At 64.9% G+C, this 15,986-nt stretch carries 16 protein-coding genes; 7 read left to right on the plus strand and 9 right to left on the minus strand.

Annotated features, from left to right (window positions below; all coding sequences use genetic code 11):
- Positions 1 to 7: 7 nt before the first annotated feature.
- Positions 8 to 745: a class I SAM-dependent methyltransferase gene (locus tag M3P36_RS08175; RefSeq protein ID WP_249702767.1), complete on the minus strand. Its 738-nt coding sequence runs from the start codon at positions 743 to 745 to the stop codon at positions 8 to 10.
- Positions 746 to 824: 79 nt separating this feature from the next.
- Between M3P36_RS08175 and M3P36_RS08180 the strand changes: the two genes are divergently transcribed.
- The 3 genes from M3P36_RS08180 (at position 825) to M3P36_RS08190 (ending at position 4,053) form a co-directional block, all read left to right on the plus strand.
- Entirely contained in the window at positions 825 to 1,556 is a 732-nt protein-coding gene (locus M3P36_RS08180) for a ComF family protein (RefSeq protein ID WP_249702768.1), read from the plus strand.
- A 327-nt stretch (positions 1,557 to 1,883) separates the two neighbouring features.
- Entirely contained in the window at positions 1,884 to 2,261 is a 378-nt protein-coding gene (gene hisI, locus M3P36_RS08185) for a phosphoribosyl-AMP cyclohydrolase (RefSeq protein ID WP_249702769.1), read from the plus strand.
- Between the two features lie 13 nt (positions 2,262 to 2,274).
- Positions 2,275 to 4,053: an acyl-CoA dehydrogenase C-terminal domain-containing protein gene (locus M3P36_RS08190; RefSeq protein WP_249702770.1), complete on the plus strand. Its 1,779-nt coding sequence runs from the start codon at positions 2,275 to 2,277 to the stop codon at positions 4,051 to 4,053.
- Here M3P36_RS08190 and M3P36_RS08195 read toward each other — a convergent pair.
- The 5 genes from M3P36_RS08195 to tyrS form a co-directional block, all read right to left on the minus strand.
- Positions 4,050 to 4,742: a dienelactone hydrolase family protein gene (locus tag M3P36_RS08195; RefSeq protein WP_349630558.1), complete on the minus strand. Its 693-nt coding sequence runs from the start codon at positions 4,740 to 4,742 to the stop codon at positions 4,050 to 4,052. The genes M3P36_RS08190 and M3P36_RS08195 overlap by 4 nt on opposite strands.
- Positions 4,743 to 4,750: 8 nt before the next feature.
- Positions 4,751 to 5,671 carry a cysteine synthase A gene (cysK, locus tag M3P36_RS08200; RefSeq protein ID WP_249702772.1) on the minus strand — a complete coding sequence of 307 codons (921 nt, stop codon included), beginning with the start codon at positions 5,669 to 5,671 and terminating at the stop codon, positions 4,751 to 4,753.
- Between the two features lie 3 nt (positions 5,672 to 5,674).
- Positions 5,675 to 6,988 carry an MFS transporter gene (locus tag M3P36_RS08205; RefSeq protein ID WP_349630559.1) on the minus strand — a complete coding sequence of 438 codons (1,314 nt, stop codon included), beginning with the start codon at positions 6,986 to 6,988 and terminating at the stop codon, positions 5,675 to 5,677.
- A gap of 83 nt (positions 6,989 to 7,071) precedes the next feature.
- A complete protein-coding gene (locus M3P36_RS08210) occupies positions 7,072 to 7,410 on the minus strand; it encodes a PilZ domain-containing protein (RefSeq protein ID WP_249702959.1) in 339 nt (112 codons plus the stop codon).
- Positions 7,411 to 7,502: 92 nt separating this feature from the next.
- The gene (gene tyrS, locus M3P36_RS08215; protein ID WP_249702773.1) at positions 7,503 to 8,735 is read right to left on the minus strand and encodes a tyrosine--tRNA ligase; all 1,233 of its coding nucleotides are present in this window, start codon (positions 8,733 to 8,735) and stop codon (positions 7,503 to 7,505) included.
- Positions 8,736 to 8,808: 73 nt separating this feature from the next.
- Here tyrS and M3P36_RS08220 point away from each other — a divergent pair, with 73 nt between their 5' ends.
- Genes M3P36_RS08220 through M3P36_RS08235 form a run of 4 tightly spaced genes read left to right on the plus strand, consistent with a single transcriptional unit; the run spans position 8,809 to position 12,291 of the window.
- Positions 8,809 to 9,363 (plus strand): DOMON-like domain-containing protein, encoded by a 555-nt coding sequence (locus tag M3P36_RS08220; protein ID WP_249702774.1) that lies wholly within the window; start codon positions 8,809 to 8,811, stop codon positions 9,361 to 9,363.
- Entirely contained in the window at positions 9,347 to 10,546 is a 1,200-nt protein-coding gene (locus M3P36_RS08225; RefSeq protein WP_249702775.1) for an exo-beta-N-acetylmuramidase NamZ family protein, read from the plus strand. Before M3P36_RS08220 ends, M3P36_RS08225 begins: the two co-directional genes overlap by 17 nt.
- A 42-nt stretch (positions 10,547 to 10,588) precedes the next feature.
- Positions 10,589 to 11,512 (plus strand): class I SAM-dependent methyltransferase, encoded by a 924-nt coding sequence (locus tag M3P36_RS08230; RefSeq protein WP_249702776.1) that lies wholly within the window; start codon positions 10,589 to 10,591, stop codon positions 11,510 to 11,512.
- Between the two features lie 53 nt (positions 11,513 to 11,565).
- The gene (locus M3P36_RS08235; protein WP_249702777.1) at positions 11,566 to 12,291 is read left to right on the plus strand and encodes a glutathione S-transferase family protein; all 726 of its coding nucleotides are present in this window, start codon (positions 11,566 to 11,568) and stop codon (positions 12,289 to 12,291) included.
- Here M3P36_RS08235 and M3P36_RS08240 read toward each other — a convergent pair.
- From M3P36_RS08240 to parE, 3 genes are read right to left on the minus strand one after another with little or no spacing between them, the layout of a single operon-like run.
- Positions 12,236 to 12,568: a hypothetical protein gene (locus M3P36_RS08240; RefSeq protein ID WP_249702778.1), complete on the minus strand. Its 333-nt coding sequence runs from the start codon at positions 12,566 to 12,568 to the stop codon at positions 12,236 to 12,238. The two genes, M3P36_RS08235 and M3P36_RS08240, sit on opposite strands and share 56 nt — an antisense overlap.
- A gap of 57 nt (positions 12,569 to 12,625) precedes the next feature.
- A complete protein-coding gene (locus tag M3P36_RS08245; protein WP_249702779.1) occupies positions 12,626 to 13,891 on the minus strand; it encodes a serine hydrolase in 1,266 nt (421 codons plus the stop codon).
- Between the two features lie 34 nt (positions 13,892 to 13,925).
- Positions 13,926 to 15,914: a DNA topoisomerase IV subunit B gene (gene parE / locus M3P36_RS08250; RefSeq protein ID WP_249702780.1), complete on the minus strand. Its 1,989-nt coding sequence runs from the start codon at positions 15,912 to 15,914 to the stop codon at positions 13,926 to 13,928.
- Positions 15,915 to 15,986: the final 72 nt, after the last annotated feature.

Consider the following 15,986-nt stretch of genomic DNA (forward strand, 5'->3'; position numbering starts at 1 on the left):
GGCTGATCTATTTCCAGCCGGTCAGGGTGAGCAGTTCGAAAGTCTCGCTCACCCGTCCCTGATCGTCGGCCATTGCGGCAAAGGCGGCATTGGCGCGGGCAAGGGCGGCACGGGTCAGGCGCGGGGGCGGATCGGCCAGCACATTGGTCAGCCCCTGGGCGCGCAGGTCGGCCACCATGGCCGCGAAGCTGCGCCAGGTCACCGCGAGGCTATACGAATCGACTACCTGCCGGGAGAACCCGGCGCGGGCCATCAGGCCGCTTGCAGCAAGGTTGTCGATCTGCGGATGGATCCGCGCGGCGGGCCGCTCCCCATCGGCGGCGAGCAGGATCTGGCGCAGAGCGGGAAGGCTGCCGGCCCCGGTCAGGGCGGCGATGAACAGGCCGTCGGGTGCCAGGGCATTGCGTGCATGGATCAACGCGCCGGGCAGGTCGTTGACAGTATCGAGCTGGCACAGGGTAATGGCGAGGTCGAAACCGGTGGCGGGCCATGGCTGTTCCTCGTCGAACCGGTAGGTGCTGACGGCATGGCCGCGCCCGGCAAGAGGCGCACGAAGCAGGCCCGCTGGATCGCCCTGCACCAGCGCCTTGCCCGGAGCTTTGCGCATGAACTCCAGCCGGTCGAGCACGTCGTCGGCCAGGTGACTGGCGAGGAACTGCGCTGACGGATCGGCCAGGGCAAGCCGCTGGTGACGCGAGGTGCGGGCGGCGCGGCGTGACGGGCTGAAGATCCGGGGGACAGACATCGGCCCCGCCATGCCGCGTCGTCGCCGCGCGTGCAACAGCGCTTGCCACCATGGCCTGCCGCGTGCCAGCTTCCCCCCGATGCTGAAACAATCGTTCGCCCCGCTGGTCAACCTGCTCTACCCGCCGCGGTGCCCCATTTGCGGCGATGCGATCGGCGAGCACGGCGCGCTGTGCCACGCCTGCTGGAGCGGACTGGTCATTCCGGGCGAGCCATGCTGTTCCGCCTGCCAGCGCCCGTTCGGCAGCGCGGCGGTGGGGGAAGGATCGCTCTGCGCGCCATGCCTGGCCCATCCGCCAGAGCATGACGGGATTACCGCCGCCACGCTATATACCGAAGGCTCGCGCAAGCTGGTGCTGGCATTCAAGCACGGGCGGAGGATAGCCTTGTCTAATCTGCTGGGCCGCCTCATGCTGGCGCGGCTGCCGGTGCTCGAAGGCGAATGGCTGGTCATCCCGGTGCCGCTCCACCGTCGGCGCCTGTGGAGCCGGGGGTTCAACCAGTCGGCCCTGCTGGCGGGCGAGATCGCCAGGGCGCGCGGGCATGAACTGGTGGTCGATGGCCTGGTCCGCACCACTTCCACGCCACCGCTGGGCGGGCTGGGGCGCAGGGCGCGGGCCAGGGTGTTGAAGGGCGCGATCAAGGCCAATCCGTCGCGGCTTGCACGGATAAGCGGCGGGCAGGTGCTGCTGGTGGACGACGTGATGACCAGCGGGGCCACCACCGATGCCTGCCTCAGGGAATTGCGCAGGGCGGGGGCGGTACGGGTGCGTATCGCCTGCTTTGCGCGAGTGCTGGATGAGGCTCTTTAGGCCTTGAAAAGCAAAACGCCCGGGGGGCTACCCCGGGCGTTCGCGTGACGATATCGCTGGAGCTGCGCTCTGCCCCCCCCGAACGAGGCGCGCTCCAAACCCTCATGAACGGCCTGCCTTGGGCAGTGCCAGCTCCTCCCGTCCTTGGCCCTGCACGCTGGTGCGGTCCTCATCCAGCAGGCGGCCCGTCCAGCCGCAGGGCGTTACATTCCACCGATGGAGCAAGACTCAAACAGTCCATGTTCCATGACCAGGATTTTGCGGATTTGCTGTGCCAATCCTGCAACAAGGCGCTATGGGGCTGCCAGCAGACAAAGAGGGGCCAGAGTGGCGGGAATTGATCCGAACAACGAGCGCGAGGCAGGAACGGCCTTCCTGCCGAAATTCGATGCAGACGGGCTGATCTCGGCCATCGTGCAGGACCACGCGACTGGCGAAGTACTGATGTTCGCCTTCATGAATGCCGAGGCCCTGGCGGAAACGCGGGCTACGGGCCTGGCGCACTTCTGGTCGCGCAGCCGTGGCAGGCTGTGGCAGAAGGGCGAGAGCAGCGGCAATGTCCTCCATGTCGAACAGGTGCTGGTCGACTGCGACCAGGACGCGCTGGTGCTGAAGGTCCGCCCTGCCGGGCCTGCCTGCCACACCGGCCAGCGCAGCTGTTTTTACCGCCAGCTGGGCCCTGACGGCCTTTCCCCCATCGATTGACGAGTATAGCTGCATGACGACCTATTCTCCGCCGACACAGGATGTCGAATTCATCCTCAAGCATGTCCTGCGCATGGGCGAGCGCACCGATCCGGCGAACTATGCCGTGATTGACGAGGACATCATTGATGCCGTGATCCACGAAGCGGGGCGGTTTTGCCGCGACATTGTCGCGCCGCTTAACCCGGCATCGGACCGCGGCTGCACCCGCCACCCCGATGGCAGCGTGACTACGCCCGAGGGGTTTCCCGCGGCCTATCGCGCCTGGACCGAATCGGGTTGGGGCACGCTCTCTCAACCCGAGCAGTGGGGCGGGCAGGGTATGCCCCATGCGCTGTTCACGGTGATCGAGGAGTACCTCAATTCCTCCTGCGCGGGGTTCATGATGTATCCCGGCATCCTGTCCGGGGCCGTGGCGACAGTGGATGCTGCTGGAACGGACGAGCTGAAAGCGGCCTATCTGCCGAAAATGGTCAGCGGCCAATGGCTGGCGACGATGGCCCTGACCGAGGGCCACGCCGGGACCGACCTTGGCCTGATGAAGACCGCCGCCGCCCGCAACGGTGACGGCAGCTATGCGCTGAGCGGCGAGAAGATCTTCATTTCGGGCGGCGACCATGACCTGACCGACAATATCGTCCACCTCGTACTGGCCCGGGTGCCCGAGGCGCCGGTGGGAACGCGCGGGATATCGCTGTTCCTGGTGCCGAAAGTCCTGCCCGATGGCAGCCGCAACGGCGTGTCGGTCGGATCGATCGAGCACAAGATGGGGCTGCACGGTAGCGCCACCTGCGTGCTCAATTTCGATGGCGCGACGGGCTGGCTGCTGGGCGATGAGAATGCCGGCTTGGCTGCCATGTTCATCATGATGAACGCCGCGCGGCTTGCCGTGGGCGTGCAGGGGCTTGCCCATGCCGAACATGCCTACCAGCGTGCCGCCGCCTATGCGCTGGAGCGCAAACAGGGCCGCGCCATGGGCCAGCGGAGCAATCCTGCCGCCGCCGCCGATCCGCTGATCGTCCATCCCGACGTGCGCCGCATGCTGATGGATGCCCGCGCCTTTGCCGAAGGTTTCCGCGCGCTGGTGCTGTGGACTGCGGTGCAACTGGATGTGGCCCATGGCGCGGCTGATCCTGCCGAGCGCCAACGGGCCGAAGCGCTGGTCTCGTTCCTCACGCCGGTTATCAAGGCCTTCGGGTCCGACCGGGGCTTCGAATGTGCGGTGAACATGCAGCAGGTGCTGGGCGGGCATGGCTATGTCAGCGAGTGGGGCGTGGAGCAGATCGTGCGCGATGCGCGGATCGCCATGATCTACGAAGGCACCAACGGCGTGCAGGCGCTGGACCTGGCGGGCCGCAAGACGGCGAAGGACGGCGGCAAGGTGGCGCTGGGCTTCCTGCACATGATCGCAGGCGAATGCGATGCCGCGCCTACGGACCTGGCGTTCATCGCCGATCCGCTGGGCAAGGCGGTCCATCATGGCGAGGCGGCGGTTAAATCGCTGCTGGAGCAGGCTGGCGCCAATCCGGACGATATGGCGGGCGCGGCCTATGCCTATATGCAACTGATTGGGACGCTGGCGATTGGCTGGTCATGGCTGAAACTCGCCACGGTGGCGCACGGGCAACTGGCGGCGGGCGAGGGCGACAAGGCGTTTCTCGAAGCCAAGCTGATTACCGCCCGGTTCTATGCCGAGCAGCAGTTGCCGCTGTGCACCGCACTGCGCCACCGGGTGAAAGCAGGGGCAGGCGCGATGATGGGGCTGTCGGCGGAGCAGTTCTTGCGGGGCTAGCCCAGCACCTCGTCAAACAGCGCATACATCGCCGCCCAGCTCTGACGGTCGGCGCTGGCGTCATAGGCGGTGGCGGGGTTGGTCGTCGGGCCGGAGTTGGTGAAACCGTGCTTGACCCCGGCATAGGAATGGAAATGCCAGTCGGCCCGGGCCGCGTCCATCTCTTCCCAGAAGCGCATGACCTGTTCGCGCGGGACCATCGGGTCGGCATCGCCATGGCAGACGAGGATGCGGGCGCTGATTGCGCCCGGTTCGGCGGGCTGGTCCGTATTGAGCAGGCCATGGAAGCTGGCGGCGACAGACAGCGGCGCGCCATCGCGGGCGAGTTCCAGTGCGGCCTGGCCGCCCATGCAGAAGCCGATCGCGCCGATGGGTAGGCCTGCTGCTTCGGGCAGCGATGCCAGGGTCTTCAATGCCGCGCGCAGGCGTTGGCGATAGGACTGCGGAGTGCCGCGAATCTCCATCGCGAATTCGCCCGACTGATCCATGCTGGCGGGCGTCTTGCCATAGAAGTCCGCAACCAGCGCAAGGTAGCCGTTCGCCGCCAGATCCTGCGCCTTCGCAATGACCGATGGCGTGGCGTTCATGATCGTGGGGAAAACGACGACCGCCGCACGCGGCGCACCTGCGGGACGCGCCACTAGGCCGGTCAGCGCGGTGTCGCCGTCGGAATAGGCGAGTTTCTCCATCCCTGCCATCACTCGGTCGGCAGGAAATCAGGCACCGACAGGTAGCGTTCGCCGGTGTCGTAGTTGAAGCCGAGCACGCGGGTTCCGGCAGGCATGTCGGCCAGCTTGGTGGCGATGGCTGCCAGCGTCGCACCCGAACTGATGCCCACCAGCAGGCCCTCCTCGCGTGCGCAGCGACGGGCCATTTCGCGGGCCTCGTCGGCATCGACCGGGATCGCGCCGTCGATTGAGCGGGTGTGCAGGTTGCCGGGAATAAAGCCCGCGCCGATGCCCTGGATCGGATGCGGGCCGGGCTGGCCGCCGGAAATGACCGGCGACAGCGCCGGCTCCACCGCATAGGCCTTGAGATCGGGCCAGCGCGCTTTCAGCACTTCGGCGCAACCGGTCAGGTGGCCGCCGGTGCCGACGCCGGTGATGAGCAGGGCGGGCGGGGCATCGGCGAAATCGGCGATGATCTCCTGCGCCGTGGTGCGGGCGTGGATTGCGACGTTGGCAGCGTTCTCGAACTGTTGCGGCATCCAGGAATTGGGGGTTTCTGCCACGATCTCTGCGGCCCTCTCCAACGCACCCTTCATGCCCTTTTCCTTGGGCGTCAGGTCGAAGCTGGCGCCATAGGCGAGCATCAGGCGGCGGCGCTCCACGCTCATGCTTTCGGGCATGACGAGGACCAGCTTGTAGCCCTTGACCGCTGCAACCATGGCGAGGCCGATGCCGGTGTTGCCGCTGGTCGGCTCGACAATCACGCCGCCGGGCTTGAGCGCGCCCGAAGCCTCGGCATCTTCCACCATGGCCAGCGCGATGCGGTCCTTGATTGATCCGCCGGGGTTGGCCCGCTCGCTCTTCACCCAGACCTCGTGATCGGAGAACAGGCGTGCAAGGCGGATGTGCGGCGTGTTGCCGATGGACTGGAGGACGTTGTCGAACTTCATCGCTCAGGCTCCCTTGGTTTCGCGACTTGGGGAATCGCTGGTATTGTCTTCTTCTACCAGATGATCGGGGCGGTCGAAGGTTTTCGTGGTGCGCAGGACCGGAAAGATCTGCGACCAGGTGGCGACCGTTATCACCGCGCCGACGCCACCCAGCACCACGGCGGCGACAGGGCCGATCAGGAAGGCGAGGCCGCCGCTGAAGAAGTCGCCGAACTCGTTGGAGGCGGAAATGGTCATCTGCGACACCGCCGACACCCGCCCGCGCTTGTCATCGGGCGTGTGCAACTGGATCAGCGACTGGCGAATATAGACCGAGAACATGTCCGCGCAGCCGATGATGAACAGCATCACCAGGCTCAGCGGCATCCAGGTGCTGAGACCGAACACAATCGTCGCCACGCCAAAAATGGCGACTGCCCACAGCATGCGCGGGCCGACGTTGTGCTTGAGCGGGCGGAAGCTGAACCACAGCGCCGTTACCGCCGCGCCGATGGCAGGAGCCATAGCGAGCTGCGACAGGCCCGGCGCGCCGACTTGCAGGATATCGCGGGCATAGACGGGGAACAGTGCGGTCGCCCCGGCCAGGAACACGGCGAACAGGTCGAGCGTGATCGAGCCCAGCACCATCTTGTTCTGCACCACATAGGCCAGTCCCTCGCGGATCTGGCCGATGGGTTTCAGGGTGCGGTTTATCTGCGAGCGCGGCACTTCGCCGATCAGGCTGAGGGCGATGATGGACACCACGAACAGTCCGCCTGCCACGGCATAGGGCAGGAACGGCGCGACCTCGTAGAAATAGCCGCCAACCGCCGGACCCACGATCATGCCGACCTGCCACGAGATGCTCGACAGGGCGATGGCCTGGGGCAGCAGGGCGGGCGGCACAAGGTTGGGGGCAAGGGCGCCGAGCGACGGCCCGGAAAAGGCCCGCGCCACGCCCAGCGCCACGGCCACCCCGAACATCGCGCCAATCGACACAGCATCGGTGTAGGTCAGCCAGGCGAGCACGCCAGCGCAGGCCAGTTGCAGCAGGATCGTCAGTCGAGCCACGTTGCGCCGGTCGAGCCGGTCGGCGGCCAGGCCCGAGAACGGCGTCAGGATGAACAGCGGGGCGAATTGCAAGAGGCCGATCAGTGCCAATTGGCCAGAAGCGCCACCCACGCTCATCCCGCCTTCGCGCGCCAGGTTGTAAGTCTGCCAGCCGATTATCAGCAGCATCGCATACTGCGCCAGCGTCATGCACAGTCGCGCGACCCAATAGGCGCGGAAGTTGGCGATTCGGAACGGGGATTTGGGGATGGTCAGGGCTTCGCTCACGCCGCCCGAATGGCAGCGTGATGCAGTCTTGCCAACAAATTAGGTGTTGAGGCGGTTAAAGCCCCACATGCACGCGGCGCCAATCAGCTCCGGCGGCGCAGGGCGGGGTTCGGCTGCAGTTCCCGGATCATCGCCATGAAGGTGTCGAGCCGTATGATGCGTTCGAACTGGAAGCCCGCGCGATCCTCAGTCAACCAGATGCAATAGGCTTCGATCCGGCCCACCACCGGCAGGCGCACGATAAGCCGGTCACCCCGGGCGAGCGACGGTGCCTGGTCGATCATGAAGCCATGGGCAGAAATGTTGCAGACATGCAGCTTCATGTCGCCCGTGACCCGGTGCTCCGCAATGACCGGATAATCCACCGGGTGGCGCGTCGAGCGCCGCATGTCGGTTACGGAAAGCGATGCTCCGTTACCCATGATCGGTGTCCTTTCCATTTGTGTTTCGCGGTCCGAAGAGACGCAATGCCGCAAAATGCTGCACAAAGGGTAAAGGGCTGCCGATCTAATTTTCAGGTACCGCGCAGGATCGCGTACTTCTTGCGTCCCAGCGTCAGCTTGCTTTCGGCACCGGGGGCAAGCTCCACCAGCTGCCCGGCATCGTGCACCGGCTCGTCATCCAGCTTCACCGCGCCTTCGGCAACCTTGCGCTTGGCCTCGCCATTGGATGCGGTGAAGCCGAGAGCGGTGAGCGCCGATCCGATGCGTACGCCTTCCGATGTCACCTCCAGCACCGGCAGGTCACCGCCAAGTCCACCTGCGCCGAAAGTTTCGGTGGCGGTCGCCTCGGCCTTGGCAGCGGCATCGCGGCCGCGCACCAGCCTGGTCACCTCGTTGGCCAGCACGACCTTGGCCGCGTTGATCTCGCTGCCTTCCAGCGCCTCCAGCCGGGCAATCTCATCCAGCGGCAGGTCGGTGAACAGCTTGAGGAACTTGCCCACGTCGCGATCATCGACATTGCGCCAGTACTGCCAGAAATCCCACGCGGGGAGCTGGTCTTCGTTCAGCCAGACGGCGCCTGCGGCGGTCTTGCCCATTTTCGCGCCGTCGGCCGTTGTCAGCAGCGGGGTGGTGAGGCCGAACACCTCGGTGCTGTCCATCCGCCGGGTCAATTCCATCCCGTTGATGATATTGCCCCACTGGTCCGATCCGCCCATCTGCAACCGCACGCCCATCTCGCGCGCCAGGTGGCGAAAGTCATAGCCTTGCAGGATCATGTAATTGAATTCGAGGAAGGTCATCGGCTGCTCGCGATCTAGCCTCAGCTTCACCGAATCGAATGTAAGCATGCGGTTGATGGTGAAATGGGTGCCGACTTCCTGGAGCAGCTCGATATAGCCCAGCTTGCCCAACCAGTCATTGTTGTTGACCATCACCGCATCGGTCGGCCCGTCGCCGAACACGAGCAACCGCTCGAACACGGTGCGGATACCGGCGATGTTGTCCTCGATGGCTTCATCGGTCAGCATCTTGCGGCTTTCGTCGCGCCCGGTGGGATCGCCGATGCGCGTGGTGCCGCCGCCCATTACCACGACCGGCTTGTGCCCGGCCTGCTGCAGGCGGCGCAGCATGAATATCTGCACCATATGGCCGACATGAAGGCTTGGCGCGGTGGCATCGAAACCGATATAGCCAGGCACCACCTGTTTGGCCGCCAGCGCATCCAGCGCACCGGCATCGGTCACCTGGTGGATATAGCCGCGCTGTTCAAGCAGGGTGAGGAGGTCGGAGGTGTATTCGCTCATGGCACTCTCGTTCAGTCGGCAGCCGTTGACCGGCCTTGATGGAAGGCGGGGCGGTTAGCACGAGGAGCGCGGCATGCAAACGCACGAACTGGCATACCACGGCGCTTTTGCCCCGCTGGAAGTCACCATGGTGGAAGCAAAGTGGGAAATTGTGGGGCCGTGGCTGCACTTGCGCTGGCGGGTGGAGGGGGCCGGAAAGCTGGTCCTGCCGCGCTTTGCCGGGCGGGTGCGCCAGGATGGCCTGTGGCAAACGACCTGTTTCGAGATGTTCGTCCGGCCGCAGGGCGGGGATGCCTATGCCGAATTCAACTTCAGCCCGTCGGAGGCCTGGGCGGCCTATGATTTCAGCGATCGGCGCGAGGGCATGGCAAACCGGGAGATGAGCCACGATCCGGTCATCACCCCGCGTCGCGGACGCCAGACGCTGATTTTCGATGTGGCACTGCCCTTGGCAGACCTGCCCGCGCTGCCCGCCGCCCTGTCACTGACGGCGGTGATCGAGGAAGAGGGTGGGGTGAAGTCGTTCTGGGCGATGACCCATGGGGACGAGGACCAGCCCGATTTCCATGATCCGGCTTGCTTCACCGCCACTCTTGCGGCACCCGATGGCGATGAAATTCGGCATTGATCGCCTGCTGGCGGAACCACAATTGCAAGCGGAACTGGCGGGCCGCCGCGTGTCTCTGGTGGCCCATCCAGCCTCGGTCACGGCGGACCTCACCCATTCGCTCGACGCGCTGATCGCTGCGGGAATCACTGTGACCAGCGCCTTCGGTCCGCAGCACGGACTGAAGGGTGACAAGCAGGACAACATGGTGGAAACGCTGGACGAGCTCGATCCCGTCCACGGTATTCCGGTGTTCAGCCTCTATGGCGAAGTGCGTCGGCCCACGCCTGCCATGATGGACACGGCCGACGTCTTCCTGTTCGACCTGCAGGACCTCGGCTGCCGGATCTACACCTTCGTCACCACGCTGCTCTACCTGCTGGAAGAGGCGGCAAAGCACGGCAAGGAAGTGTGGGTGCTCGATCGGCCCAATCCGGCGGGCCGCCCGGTCGAAGGGACGACCTTGCTGGCTGGGCAGGAGAGCTTTGTCGGCGCGGGGCCGCTGCCAATGCGCCACGGCCTCACCATGGGTGAGATGGGCCAGTGGTTCATCCGGCATTTCCAGCTCGACGTGGAATACCGCGTTATCGCCATGCACGACTGGTTGCCCGAAGCGGGGCCAGGCTTCGGTTGGCCAGAGAGCCGCATCTGGATCAATCCCAGTCCCAATGCTGCCAGCCTGAACATGGCCCGCGCTTATGCCGGCACGGTCATGCTGGAAGGCACCACGCTGAGCGAAGGGCGCGGCACCACGCGACCGCTGGAAGTGCTGTTCGGCGCGCCCGATCTTGATGCCAGGGTCGTGCTGGCCGAAATGCGCCGCCTTGCTCCCGAATGGCTGGCCGGTTGCGCGATCCGCGAATGCTGGTTCACGCCCACCTTCCACAAGCACGCGGGCGAGTTGTGCAACGGGCTGATGGTCCATGCCGAGGGCAGCTTCTACGCCCATGAGCAATTCCGCCCCTGGCGCTTGCAGGCGCTCGCCTTCAAGGCGATCCGCAACCTCCACCCGCAATATCCGCTGTGGCGCGATTTTCCCTATGAGTACGAATTCGACCGTTTGGCAATCGACGTAATCAACGGGGGACCAGCCCTGCGAGAATGGGTTGACGATCCAGAAGCGTCGCCGACCGATCTCGACCTGATGGCGGCAAGTGACGAACAGCGTTGGCGCACTGAGGTGGCTGACCTGCTGCTTTACTGAGCAGTTAACCGTCTATTTGCAGATATACTCTATCCAGGAGGCATGGACCAGGCTGGTGCAATCGTTGCGGCCCCTTCCATTGCGGGCAACTCCGTTCACTGCAACATGTGCGGTGGACAGGATCACGCATACCTGTTCACCAAGCAGGGCTATCGCCTCGTGCGGTGCCGTGGTTGTGACCTCGCCTTCATCGCCAACCCGCCCGATGCCGCAGCCATCGCCGCGCTTTACACGGCCAAGGCTGCCTATCACGACGAACTGCTCGATCCGGCCACTCCGGCATTCGACCGCATGCGGGGGATTGCGCGCCAGCACGTGGCCATGCTCCGCCGCAGCACCGGGGCGCGGCAAGGGCTGAAACTGCTAGACATCGGTTGCGCCACGGGCCTCTTCCTGGACGAGGCGCGCACGGCGGGGTTCGATGCCTATGGGGCCGAACTTTCGCCCGAAACCTCGGCCTTCGCACGGGATCACTTCGGCTTGCCGGTCCACACCGGCGACTGGCGCGATGCGGGCCATGCCGATGCCTCGTTCGACGTCATCACCCTGTTCGATGTGATCGAACACCTGGCCGATCCTGCCGCCGAACTCGCCGCGATGAGGCGGCTGCTCAAGCCGGGCGGCGTGCTGCTGCAATCGACGCCCGATATCGACGGGCTGTTTCCGCGACTGTCCTACAAGGTGGCGAAGCTGGTCGATTACTGGCCGCATCCCGAGCCGCCGTGGCACCTCTACCAGTTCTCGCGCGCAACCCTTTCGGCCATGACCGAACAGGCTGGATACCGCATCACGCGGGCCGACCGGACGATGATCGGTCTCGACTATTCGTTCGGCACACCCTCAAGCTGGAAGGCTAGCCCCAAACTTGTTCCCTATGCCCTGGCCTTTGCCCCGGTGGCACTGTTGGGCAAGTGGATCGGGCAGGGCGACTGGCTCTACCTCGCCGCGACGGTGCAGGACGATTGAGACCTTCCACCTTGTTGCGGCTACGGCTAGACCTGAGGCGGAGAAGAAAAGACATGCTCAAATTCTACAGTTTCGGCCCCGGGGCCAATTCGCTGAAGCCCATGCTGGCGCTGTACGAGAAGGAGCTGGAGTTCGATCACAAGCTGCTAAACCCCCGCGTGTTCGAGCATCATGCGGAATGGTACAAGAAGGTCAATCCGCGCGGCCAGGTCCCCGCGCTGGACGATAACGGCCGGATCGTTACCGAAAGCACGGTTATCTGCGAGTATCTCGAGGACGCGCACCCCACGGCGGTGAAGCTGCGCCCCGCGGACCATTACGACGTGGCGCAGATGCGGGTCTGGACCAAGTGGGTGGACGAGCATTTCTGCTGGTGCGTCTCCACTATCGGGTGGCATCGCCACGTGGCAAAGATGGTCCAGCACCTCAGCGATGCCGAGTTCGACGAAATGGTCGCCCGCGTGCCGATCCCCGAACAGCAGGTGAAATGGCGCCGCGCGCGCGAGGGCTTCCCGCAGGACATGCTGGACGAGGAAATGCGCAAGATCGGGGTGTCGGTGCGCAAGCTGGATGACCACTTGCGTGATAACGAGTGGCTTGCCGGCGGCGTCTATTCGCTGGCCGACATCTGCAACTTCTCGATCGCCAACGGCATGCAGCTGGGCTTTGCCGACCAGGTCAACGAATACGACACCCCGCACCTCGTGCGCTGGATCGAACAGATCAACGAGCGGCCCAATGTGAAGCGCGTCTTCGCCGAGGTCCCGCGGGAGTTTTAGGTGGGCGCCTTTCTGTGGCTATGGACCGACCCGCACGGTAGATATAGACCGTGGCCATTACCTCCTGATCGCGGCTGACATAGTTGCCGGAGATGTCGAACTGGCTGTCGCCAAAATCGGTCATCCGGTCGAGCCGCAGGTCGCCGATCCTGGCTGGCAGGGTGATGCCGGTACGCAAGTGGCTGAAGCTGTCGCCACGATCCAGCGGAATGACGGTCTGGGCGGTCAGCGGAGAAGAAAGCACCAGCGCGCCGATAACCAGGAACCACCGCACCATGGCAATCCCCCAATTTCCGGGAGCCGATGACGCAGCAAACCGCGGAAATGAAAAGGCCTAGCGCGCCCTGGTCTCTGTCAGCGCAGCCTGGGCAAGGCCGAGGAACTGCATTTCGGAAACGGCGGCGGCGGCATCGTTCCAGCTCATCGCCAGGACCCAGTAATCACCGGTCCCGTCGCGCAGAAACCAGCTGAAGTTGAGCACGCCGGGTTCGGAGCCGCCCTTGTAACCGGCATAGTCCCATGCATCGAACCGCGCACGATCCATGCCGAGGTTGATCGCCAGTATCTCGCGCGCAACCTGGTCCTCGGCCAACCGTGCATAGACGCGGGCGATGTCTTCGGCGCTGGCGAACCATTCGATATCAATGAAGCGCGGGCCGCCCGCGAACACGCGCTGGACATCGGCCATGTCGAGATCACTGTCCTGCAGCGCGGCCAGCATGGCGCGGCGCTGTTCCGCCGAGGCGGCGCGATAGGCTTCGAGGCCCTCATCCGCGCCCAGCTTGAGCAGGAACAGCTCGCGCGTGGTGAGGAACGGCAGCGTGGCGGCGGGATCGCTGTGGCCCGAGGCGCGCAGTTCCGCCTCCACCGCATCGCGGCCCAGCAGGGCGATCAGCTGGTCGGTCGAGGTGTTGTCGCTGATCGAGATCATCGCGGCCGCTAGCGTGTGCAGCGTCAAGGGGGAACCCTGGGGCCAGTCCTGCAATTGCCCGCTGGGAAAGCTGCGCTCTGTTAGTGCGACCACATCGGACCATTGCCGCTCTCCCCGGGCGATCGACTGCGACAGGGCGGACAAGACATAGAGCTTGAAGGTGGAACCGATGGCGAATTGCCGCGCGGCATTGTGCGAGGCCAGCACCTCGCTGCCTTCGAGCCGGGCGAACAGTATCGAAGTTTCACCGGGCAGGGCCTGGAGCCGTTCCTCCAGCGAGAGCCCTTCGTCGTTAACCGGCGCAATATCGTTCAGGAGCAGGCCCGCCACGCGATAGGGCGCAGTGTCTTCCAATTGCATGGGGCCGCCGACCAGGGCGCGTTCGAACCGCAGCGATATCTGGCCCGAGCCCGGCGCGCTTCCCGGCTCGACGCCCTCCAGCCCGACGAAGGGACCCATCTGGACGGCAAGCTGTTCCTTCAGGGCTTCGAACTGCTGCTGCGATACGGCCGCCACGAATTCGGGCGTAAAGACATCGGTATAGGCGGCCTCGCCGTGGAACACCGAGGCTACATCCTCGGCGCGCTGCTCAAGCACGGCCAAATCCTGTGCCACGGCAGGCGAGGTGAGAGTCAGCAAGGCAAAAAGGGCGAGAAACAAGCGGATCATCTGGGGTTGCTCCTCCGGTAGCCATCACCGCAGCCTAGGCGTCAATCATCTCGCGGTCGATCTCTCCGGCGCGGTTCTGGATGAAATTGAAGCGGTGTTCGGGGTTGCGGCCCATCAGCTGCTCGACCAGTTCCTTCACTGCATAGCGCTGCTCGTGTTCGGTTGGCAGGGTAATGCGGATCAGGCTGCGGGTGGCGGGGTTCATCGTGGTCTCGCGCAGCTGTCCCGGGTTCATTTCGCCCAGGCCCTTAAACCGGCCCACGTCCACTTTCTTGCCCTTGAACTTCGTCGCCTCCAGCTCGGCCCGATGGGCATCGTCCTTGGCATAGGCGCTCTCCTTGCCCGCTGTCAGCCGATAGAGCGGGGGCTGGGCAAGGTAGAGGTGCCCCTGGCGGACGACTTCGGCCATTTCCTGGAAGAAGAAGGTCATGAGCAGGGTGGCGATATGGGCACCGTCAACGTCGGCGTCAGTCATGATGACGATACGGTCATAGCGAAGTTGCGCCGGATCGCAGTCCTTGCGGGTGCCGCACCCTAGCGCAAGGGCGAGGTCGGCGATTTCGCTGTTGGCGCGGATCTTGTCGGCACTCGCGCTGGCGACGTTGAGGATCTTGCCGCGGATGGGCAGGATTGCCTGGGTCTTGCGGTCCCGCGCCTGCTTGGCACTGCCGCCGGCGCTGTCGCCTTCAACGATGAACAGTTCGGTCTCGGCATCGGTTTCGCCGCTGCAATCGGTCAGCTTGCCGGGCAGGCGCAGCTTTTTGGCACTAGTGGCGGTCTTGCGCTTGACCTCGCGCTCGGCCTTGCGGCGCAGCCGCTCGTCCATCCGCTCCATAACAGAGCCGAGCAGGGCGCGACCGCGCTCCATGTTGTCGGCCAGGAAATGGTCGAAATGGTCGCGCACGGCGTTTTCCACCAGGCGCGCGGCCTCTGGGCTGGTGAGGCGGTCCTTGGTCTGGCTCTGGAATTGCGGATCGCGGATGAAGACGCTGAGCATGATTTCCGCGCCGGTCATCACGTCATCCGCGGTGATATCCTTGGCCTTTTTTTGGCCGACCAGTTCGCCGAAAGCACGCAAACTACGGGTGAGCGCGGTGCGCAGGCCCTGTTCGTGGGTGCCGCCATCGGGGGTGGGCACGGTGTTGCAGTACCACGATGTCGAGCCATCGGACCACAGCGGCCAGGCCACGGCCCACTCGACCCGGCCCTGCGCCTCGCCGTGCTGGGGCGAGAAATCCTGCTGCCCGGCGAAGAAATCGGCCGTCACGCATTCGCGGTCGGCGATCTGTTCGCGCAGGTGGTCGCTCAGGCCACCGGGGAACTGGAACACCGCTTCGGACGGAACCTCCTCGCTGGCGAGCGAGGGCGCGCATTTCCAGCGGATTTCCACCCCGGCAAAGAGGTAGGCCTTCGACCGGGCGAGCTTGAACAGGCGCTTGGGATTGAAGCTGCGGTCGCCGAAGATTTCCGTATCCGGCACGAAAGACACGCTGGTGCCGCGCCGGTTGGGCGTGGGGCCGAGCCGTTGCAGACCGCCCTGCGGCACCCCGCGTACGAAGTGCTGGGCGAAAACCTCCTTGTTGCGCGCCACTTCCACCCGCGTGTCGCTCGACAGGGCATTGACCACCGAAACCCCAACGCCGTGCAGGCCGCCACTGGTGGCATAGGCCTTGCCGGAAAATTTGCCGCCCGAGTGCAGCGTGGTCATGATGACTTCCAGTGTGGACTTGCCGGGGAACTTGGGATGTTCGTCCACCGGCATGCCGCGACCGTTGTCGATCACGGTCAGCCTGTTGCCTTCATCCAGCACCATCTCGATGCGGTTGGCATGACCGGCTACGGCCTCGTCCATCGAGTTGTCGAGCACTTCGGCGGCGAGGTGGTGGTAGGCGCGTTCATCCGTCCCGCCGATATACATGCCGGGGCGGCGGCGCACGGGTTCAAGCCCCTCCAGCACCTCGATGGATGAGGAATCGTAATCACCGCCACCGGCGGGAAGCGCGTCGAACAGGTCCTGGCTCATGACACCTGCTATAGGCTGGCGGAATCCGCCGCTTCAAGCGCGACTTGCCGACTTATCTACCGTCGGGACGGG

It is taken from the genome of Altererythrobacter sp. KTW20L, from assembly GCF_023501975.1.
Classification (GTDB): Bacteria; Pseudomonadota; Alphaproteobacteria; order Sphingomonadales; family Sphingomonadaceae; genus Alteraurantiacibacter.